This is a genomic window from Hallella mizrahii, from assembly GCF_009695775.1.
GTDB classification, from domain to species: Bacteria; Bacteroidota; Bacteroidia; order Bacteroidales; family Bacteroidaceae; genus Prevotella; species Prevotella mizrahii.
Map to the genome: position 1 here is coordinate 1 of NZ_VUNG01000074.1, position 7,512 is coordinate 7,512.

Sequence of the window (7,512 nt, forward strand, 5' to 3'; positions counted from 1 at the left end):
GTTTCTTGTGTACGAACATGATGCAAAGATAGCTTGCGCCACCCAAAAATCCAAATACAAAGTGTCACTTTATTGATTTTTAATGATTTACGGCCGTTAACGGCTATTAACGTGGAAAACAGGAAAGTAACAGGCTTGTCTGTTATGGCGCATTTACCAATAGAACCTCCAATGCAGACTTGTAAAATAGTATTCTTTGGTACAACACGCCCATAATCAACTCCAATATCTGACAATCCCTGTGTTACACTTACAATTTTGGAATTTAGTATGTTTGCAGGACCTAAAAATGGAATATAATCACCAAAGTATTCAGGATGTGATTTGGATGGTGTTGTACCTGTTTCTGTTTTTCCAACTTCAACTAATCTGCACCATTCCCACCCCTTAGGCACTTCAAACGGAATCTCCTCATCGATGCATTTCACCTCTCCCGTAGCAAGTATCTTCTCATAATAGGAATTATCCTCACCACGGTAAATAATAGATGCGTTCTTGTCACGCTTGATTTTCTTCTCCTTAATCAAGCGTTCTTTCTCTTGGCGAATCTTATCAAGCAAAACGCTTGCAGGTTCGTCATTAGGATCCTGCGGTACAAGTTTCCCCTGTATCGCCCATTGTAATATGCTATTCTTTAATTGCTTTCCGTTCATTGTAATTTTTTATCGTTAGAAATCATTGTCCTTATTCTTTTGCTTCAAGAAGAACTGATAAAGTTTCTTGCCTATTTTATCTTTACTGAAAGTACGCTCATGCTCAATCGGAATTGTTGACAAGCGCACCTTTGCAATGCCGTCCTTTATCTTCTCAAACTGTTCTGGCGTGATTTTGAATTGAGCCGTAGAACTGATTTCCGTTTCGGGATAAACGATGTTGCCTATTAGTACACCTGCCGATTCTGAGCCATTGCTAATTAGTGAGCCTTGTAGCTTTATCACTTCGCCGTCAAAATTCTTGATGAGCATTGTTGACTCTTTCAAGAAAGTCAATCTGTCCGATTTCACTGTGGCAATGATATAGTAAACGGAATCCTGTCTTGTGACACTATATTTCATGCTGCAGCCCTCTGCTGCCAATGGCTTGTAGTAGTAGCCAACAGTTTGTGCCTGGCTAACAAAGCAACAGAGCAAAACTACAAGCATACATGTCAATCTAATCTTCATCTTCTACCTCTTTTCCCTTTTGTAATTCAAAAAACTCTTTCTGCTCACGGATTTCTCGGCTCAACTCTTCTTCTGTAGGAAGATAAGTAAGATACTTAGCGGCAAAGAGCTGCTTGCTGTCTTTCAATATGGAATAACGTGCAAGGTCTTTGCTAGTGTCAGAACACAGAACCAAACCGATAGTAGGATTATTGCCTTCCTCTTTCTTCAACTCGTCATACATTCTGACGTACATATCCATCTGTCCCACATCCTGATGAGTTATCTGCGTAGTCTTTAAATCAATAATGAGATAGGACTTTAGGATGATGTTGTAAAATACAAGGTCGATATAGAAATCGCCCATGTCCGTCTTGATATGCTGTTGGCGAGCCACAAACGCATAGCCTTTGCCCAACTCCATGATGAAAGTCTGCAGATGGTCAATAATGGCAGTTTCCAGTTTCGATTCACTATAGGCAGGGTTCTGTGGTAATCCTAAGAACTCTGCTATCACGGGATTCTTGAGATAAGAGAGTTTGTCGTTTGCGAAATCTGAAGTCAGCGAACGCATCTCGTCACTTACCTCTTTGCGCAGATGCTCAGGGGTTTGCAATAATCGGTAATAGTATTGTGAGGAGATATTACGCTGCAAGGTACGGTAATCCCATTGCTCACGAGCCGCCTCCTTCAAATACCACAACCTTGCATCCGCATCTTTTACACGCAGTAAGCGCTCATAGTGAAGCCATGATAGGTTAGGATAAAATGGTATCGTAGATTCGTCAAGCGGTGCTTGACGAATTGGTTCGTCTGTGAGTTTGAATTGGTCAAGCAATGCTTGACCAATTTGTAATTTGCTGAACATCAGGTAAAAAGAGCGCATGTTCTTTATGCTTGTCAGTCCGAACCCCCTGCCGTATTCTTCTGTAAGGGTTTGGGAGGCCAATTTTAAGACATGTTTGCCATATTTCGCACGTTCCTTTCCATTTTGTTCCTGTGTCACGATACGCCAACCGATAAGCCAGTTGCGGACCACCAATAGATTGTCTGCACTGCGATAGGCTTGCCGACGTGCTTCACCGGCTAAATGCTTCAAGTCAGAGACAAAGTTTTTCTCAGGTTGAGTCAGCTTTTCTGTTATGTTTGTTAATGCAGATTTTCCCATATTATCCAATCCTTTTCTGAATTTGTGAGACAGCGTCTCACTTTTTTATAATTTGTGGGACACCGTCTCACATTTTACAATTCGTCCACATTCACATTTATCCCCAAGATACGCTGTATCTCCGCCAATGTCTTATCAATTTCATGATCAAGAGCCTTGCGCTTCTTGAAATAGTCGGCAAGCAGTTCGGCAGGAGGCAAGATTTCTTCATCCTCTTTCGGGAATTTGCACAAGTCGAAGTTGCAATCGGTGGCGATAAGGTCTTCAACCGAATAGCAACGAGATTTCTCATCTCCATCGGCAATGATAATCTCCTTACGGTCGTTCCACCACTCACGGATTGGGTCGCAATGTTCCGACTTCATGGGCTTTGTCTTGGAGAAATGCTTGTACCCCTTTGGCATATCCAAACGATAGAACCACGTTTCCTTTGTAGAATAACCTTCTGGAGCACCCTCCGCACAGGTATTATCGAAGAACAAAATGTTCGTAGCAATCGAAGTGTAAGGTGCAAAGATACTGCCAGGCAAACGGATAATGGTATGCAAGTTGAAATCCCTGAGCAGCTTGGTCTTGATGGCTATCTTTGTATTGTCCGCTCCAAACAGGAAACCGTCTGGGACAATGACCGCTGCACGACCATTCTTCTTCAGTCGGTACATGATGAGAACTATGAACAAGTCAGCAGTCTCGCTACTGCGCATATCAGAAGGGAAGTGTGACTTGACATCCGACTTCTCGTTTCCACCGTATGGTGGGTTCATCAACACAACATCAAACTTGTCTTCGTCTGTATAGTTGAGTACATCTTTTGTAAGCGAGTTGTCGTGATATACCAATGGCGTGTCAATACCATGCAGCAACAGGTTTGTCACACATAGCATATACGGGAATTGTTTCTTTTCTATGCCAAATACAGACTGATTGTACTCTTTGCGGTCTTCAGCAGTCTTTACCTTCTTGTCCAATTCACCCAACCAACTTGTGATGAAACCTCCTGTACCACAAGCGAAGTCTGCCATTTTCTCACCAATCTGCGGATTGACTATCTCTGCCATAAATTCGGTTAAGGCTCTTGGGGTGTAGAACTCACCAGAGGAACCTGCCGACTGCATTTCTTTGAGGATTGACTCGTATATCTCACCGAAAGCATGACTTTCCTCATAGTCACCAAGGTTCAAACCGTCAATCACATTCAGCACTTGACGAAGTTGAACTCCATCTTTCATATATTGGTTGGCATCCTCAAATGTGGTTTTTACAATCGCCTGACGGATAGGGGTTGTTGGTGTTACCTCTATGTTTTTGAGTTTCACAAACAATGTGTTGTTGACAAACGAAAGCAGCTCATCACCAGTCAAGGCATTACCGCTTCCATCGTCATGCGCCCAGTTACGCCAACGGCATTCTTCTGGAATAATAGACTTGTAGTCATCATCGTCCAACTCCCAATCATTCTCTTTCTCGTCATAGACTTTCAAGAACAGCATCCACGCCATTTGTTCTATGCGTTGCGCATCACCGTTGATACCGGCATCATTGCGCATTATATTGCGTATCCGTTTTACGAAATTTGATAAACTCATATTTTGTTGCTATTTTATGCTATATTATATATGTATTGTTCCAGTTCTTTCACGGCATCAAGATAGCCTTGCTTACCACCGAAGAACTTCACGATGTTTGCTTTGGAACCCAATTTGCGGAAAGGGTCATTTTCAAGCACAGTAAGACTTTCCAATTCTGACACACCTTCCTTGGTGTACTTATCCAACAAGGCTTCAAGCACAAGTCGTGCCTGTTCACCATACTTGCTGAATATGTCTCGTTTCTTCACCTGCTCGGCACGCTCATGCCGTGTAAGTGTTTTCTTTCCATAGGCTATATGACAGATGAAATCGAAATCGTCCACATCGTCCATGTCTTGGTCGTGCTTCAATGCTGCAAGATCAATGCCACTGTCTTTAAGCATTTCAGCAATATCTGACTTCTTCTTGGTTTCTTGCCACTTGGAAGTAAATGTGTCTATCGTAGCGTATGTGTCTATGATACTTTTCTTTGTATAGTCCGTAATGCTTTCCGTGCGAAGCAACTTGCCGTTTGTGTCATAGACTGAAACAACCTTGTTGATAACCATAACTTGACAACCATCCTTGGCTACTATTGGCTTTGGACGTGGTTCGGGATCTGGTTCTGTCACAACTTTAGGTTCATTGTCTTCTGGAAGTACATACGGCTTAGGCTCTTTCTGCTTGGGTGGATAATTAGGGTCTATCTCAATCGGTCCGTCCCAATCTGGGTCTGCGAACAATCGTGTCACGTTGCGGAAGTCCATTACAGTGAAATATGTCTTTCCTTCTTTCTCACGAAGACGAGTGCCACGACCGATAATCTGCTTGAACTCTGTCATAGAGCCGATTTGTTGGTCAAGCACAATTAGTTTTGTCATTTTGCAATCAACGCCAGTTGAAAGCAACTTACTTGTTGTTGCTATGACAGGATATTTAGAAGAAACAGAAATAAAGTAATCTAATTTACTTTTCCCGTATTCATCACTACCTGTTATACGAACCACATAGTCGGGATTTTTCTTGCACATATCAGCATTGGCATTAGCCAAAGCCATTCGCATACGTTCCGCATGAGTTTCATCAGCACAAAACACTATGGTCTTAGCCATTCGATCTGTACTTTTCAGATAGTTGGTTATCTCCTGCGCAACTTCCCTTATGCGGTCTTCTATAACAATGTTATAATCATAGTCGCTATTATTATAGATGCGGTCTTCTATCTCGTTACCGTAGATGTCCTTTTGCCCCTTTGTCGGTCTCCATTCGTCACCGATGTTTGTTGTAATGTTGATTACCTTGAAAGGAGCGAGAAAACCATCCTCTATTCCATTTTTAAGACTATAAGTATAGACTGGCTCGCCAAAGTAGCCAATACTTGACTGATACTTCGTTTCCTTTGGCGTAGCAGTCATACCGATATGAGTAGCTGAAGAAAAATATTCCAAGATGTTTCGCCAGTTGCTATCATCCTTTGCGCTACCTCTATGACACTCATCAACGATAACAAGGTCGAAGTAGTCGGGATTAGGGAACAGCTCTTGATAATTCTTGGCATCATTCTGTCCAATCAACTGCTGGTATAGCGCAAAAAACACTTGATAAGATTTCAATTCCTCCAAGTGATTCTTATCTTTGGAGTAGTCAATCTTGTGTGTTACCTTGTTTAGCGGCTTGAAGTCCTGTTGTATGGATTGGTCAACCAATATGTTGCGGTCAGCAAGATATAACACTTTCTTTTTCAATTCACTATGAAGCAAACGCCATACAATCTGAAAAGCAGTGTATGTCTTGCCTGTACCAGTTGCCATGACAAGAAGGACACGATTTTGTCCTTTTGCTATAGCATTGACAGTACGATTTACGGCATTGCGCTGATAATATCGTGGAGGAAATATATTCTGACCAGTGCAGAACGGTTGCTTAATGACAGCCAATTCTTGCTCATTAAGTCCATTTCCACCGTTAGCCTCGCTTTTATATCTTTTGATAAGTTCTTCTTTTGTCGGAAACTCATCCATGGCAAAAGTGCATTCTTTCCCTGTTAAGAAGTCATGTTCGGCAAATCCCTCCCCATTAGAACTATATGCAAACTTAACATCAAGCATTTGGGCATAAGTCATAGCTTGTTGCAATCCATGAGAAACAGAATGATTAGCATCCTTTGCCTCTACAATGGCTAAGGGTGTTGCCTTGTTTGCATAAAGCACATAGTCGGCAAACTTAGGTTTCTCTCTATGCACAAGATTGCCATGAAGACTAATTTTACCGTCAGTAAATTTAACCTTCTGTTCCATAAAAATGCTATCCTTTGACCATCCTTTGCTTGTAATGGCCTCGTTGATATAGCGGAACTTGACATCCTCTTCTGTTAAATCTTTGCTTATGCCCATATTCAACTAATATTTTATTATCAGAAGTTCTACAACATATTTACTAAGACAGGAAACTACGAGTTCATTACACTCTTTCGTTCTCGTCCGTAATCAAATCCTTGAGGTCAACTTCTAAAATCTTTGAGATTTCAAGAAGTGTCTCTAAATCGGGTTGATATTTATTCCGAGCATAGCAATTAACCGTGCTAAAGCTCTTGCCTAACTGTTTTGCCAGCCAGGTTTGTGAAATACCCTTGCTATCTAAGACTTCTTTTATCTTGTTTAGTTTCATAAATTCACCGAATTTTGCTACAAATATACATTAAATTTTGCGATAACCATTATAAATTAAGCTATTTTATGTAAATATATTCCAATATAATGATTGTTATTTCATGTAGTTATTGTACCTTTGCAGCGGAGAAGAGTTGTTTGACAGCAAACGTATGCATATTGCAGAAATTGGGACTGTTGCCAAATCATTACCTCTATTGAGGTGAAAGACTCATAAATAGCTCATTTTAAGCTATTCAGCAGATTTTAGCGTAATTTTATAGAAAAATTCTCTAGAGAATTTTTGGTCAGAAAGGTAGTTTGACGATATTGTAAAAACGGGTATTTCGTAAGATGTTGATTATTAGATGTTTATAAAGTAGCTCAAAAATCGAGAAATTACGGCCAACTCCACTTTTATTTTCAACGGGCGCCTTCTCGTGGCCCGTTTTTTGTCGGTTTATCCGACAATTGTCTCGGTGTGAGCTTTTCATTGCAGGACGCATGCGTGGTCTTGAAAGTTAAACGCTTCATCGAAGCTGGAGCGTTTAAAGTCAGAACGATGATCGGGTACGTAGAATTTTTGTTCACACAGAAGGCTTCTTGCCTTTCACACAAATGTCCACGAATTGACCACGAAGTTATCATAAATATAATTTGTGAGTAATTCGTGGTCAATTCGTGGCAATTCAATGTTCCAGATAACAGAGCTTTATGTTTATGAATCATGCGGGAAGGCACAGAAGCCTTGCGGGATGCTGGCTCCATGGACTCAGTACGGCGAAGTCATCTTCGTGAACGCTATATATAATAAGGTGTTCATCTCTGATTCTCTGTGGCTCTGTGATCTTTTGCTGAATATTCTGAATTTTCAATTAGTTTGTAGCGATAACCTACTACGACTCGTTTTTCTTTGGCCTTCCTCTTTTTCTCCCTACCTTTTTCGACTTGTATCCCGGTTCACACCCGACTGGGATGTCAATCCC

Annotated in this window: 6 protein-coding genes; all 6 read right to left on the minus strand. The window is 41.2% G+C overall.

Translation table 11 applies throughout. The annotated features are described in order from the left end of the window. Positions 1 to 653: restriction endonuclease subunit S (locus tag FYJ73_RS15285; protein ID WP_206081810.1), on the minus strand; the 653-nt coding region annotated here is incomplete at its 3' end. Positions 654 to 668: 15 nt separating this feature from the next. After that, a complete protein-coding gene (locus FYJ73_RS15290; RefSeq protein WP_235899417.1) occupies positions 669 to 1,142 on the minus strand; it encodes a hypothetical protein in 474 nt (157 codons plus the stop codon). A 10-nt stretch (positions 1,143 to 1,152) separates the two neighbouring features. Next, complete coding sequence (locus FYJ73_RS15295; RefSeq protein ID WP_154535606.1) at positions 1,153 to 2,310, minus strand: PDDEXK nuclease domain-containing protein; 1,158 nt, start codon at positions 2,308 to 2,310, stop codon at positions 1,153 to 1,155. Positions 2,311 to 2,384: 74 nt separating this feature from the next. After that, positions 2,385 to 3,896: a class I SAM-dependent DNA methyltransferase gene (locus FYJ73_RS15300; protein WP_154535607.1), complete on the minus strand. Its 1,512-nt coding sequence runs from the start codon at positions 3,894 to 3,896 to the stop codon at positions 2,385 to 2,387. 14 nt (positions 3,897 to 3,910) lie between these two features. Further along, the gene (hsdR, locus tag FYJ73_RS15305) at positions 3,911 to 6,271 is read right to left on the minus strand and encodes an EcoAI/FtnUII family type I restriction enzme subunit R (RefSeq protein ID WP_154535608.1); all 2,361 of its coding nucleotides are present in this window, start codon (positions 6,269 to 6,271) and stop codon (positions 3,911 to 3,913) included. A 67-nt stretch (positions 6,272 to 6,338) separates the two neighbouring features. Further along, entirely contained in the window at positions 6,339 to 6,545 is a 207-nt protein-coding gene (locus tag FYJ73_RS15310) for a helix-turn-helix transcriptional regulator (protein ID WP_154535609.1), read from the minus strand. Between the last annotated feature and the right edge of the window lie 967 nt (positions 6,546 to 7,512).

Coding starts and splice junctions, on each gene's coding strand:
- FYJ73_RS15290 (WP_235899417.1), bottom strand. CDS start 1,142: ATGCTTGTAGTTTTGCTCTGTTGCTTTGTTAGCCAGGCACAAACTGTT.
- FYJ73_RS15295 (WP_154535606.1), bottom strand. CDS start 2,310: ATGGGAAAATCTGCATTAACAAACATAACAGAAAAGCTGACTCAACCT.
- FYJ73_RS15300 (WP_154535607.1), bottom strand. CDS start 3,896: ATGAGTTTATCAAATTTCGTAAAACGGATACGCAATATAATGCGCAAT.
- hsdR (WP_154535608.1), bottom strand. CDS start 6,271: ATGGGCATAAGCAAAGATTTAACAGAAGAGGATGTCAAGTTCCGCTAT.
- FYJ73_RS15310 (WP_154535609.1), bottom strand. CDS start 6,545: ATGAAACTAAACAAGATAAAAGAAGTCTTAGATAGCAAGGGTATTTCA.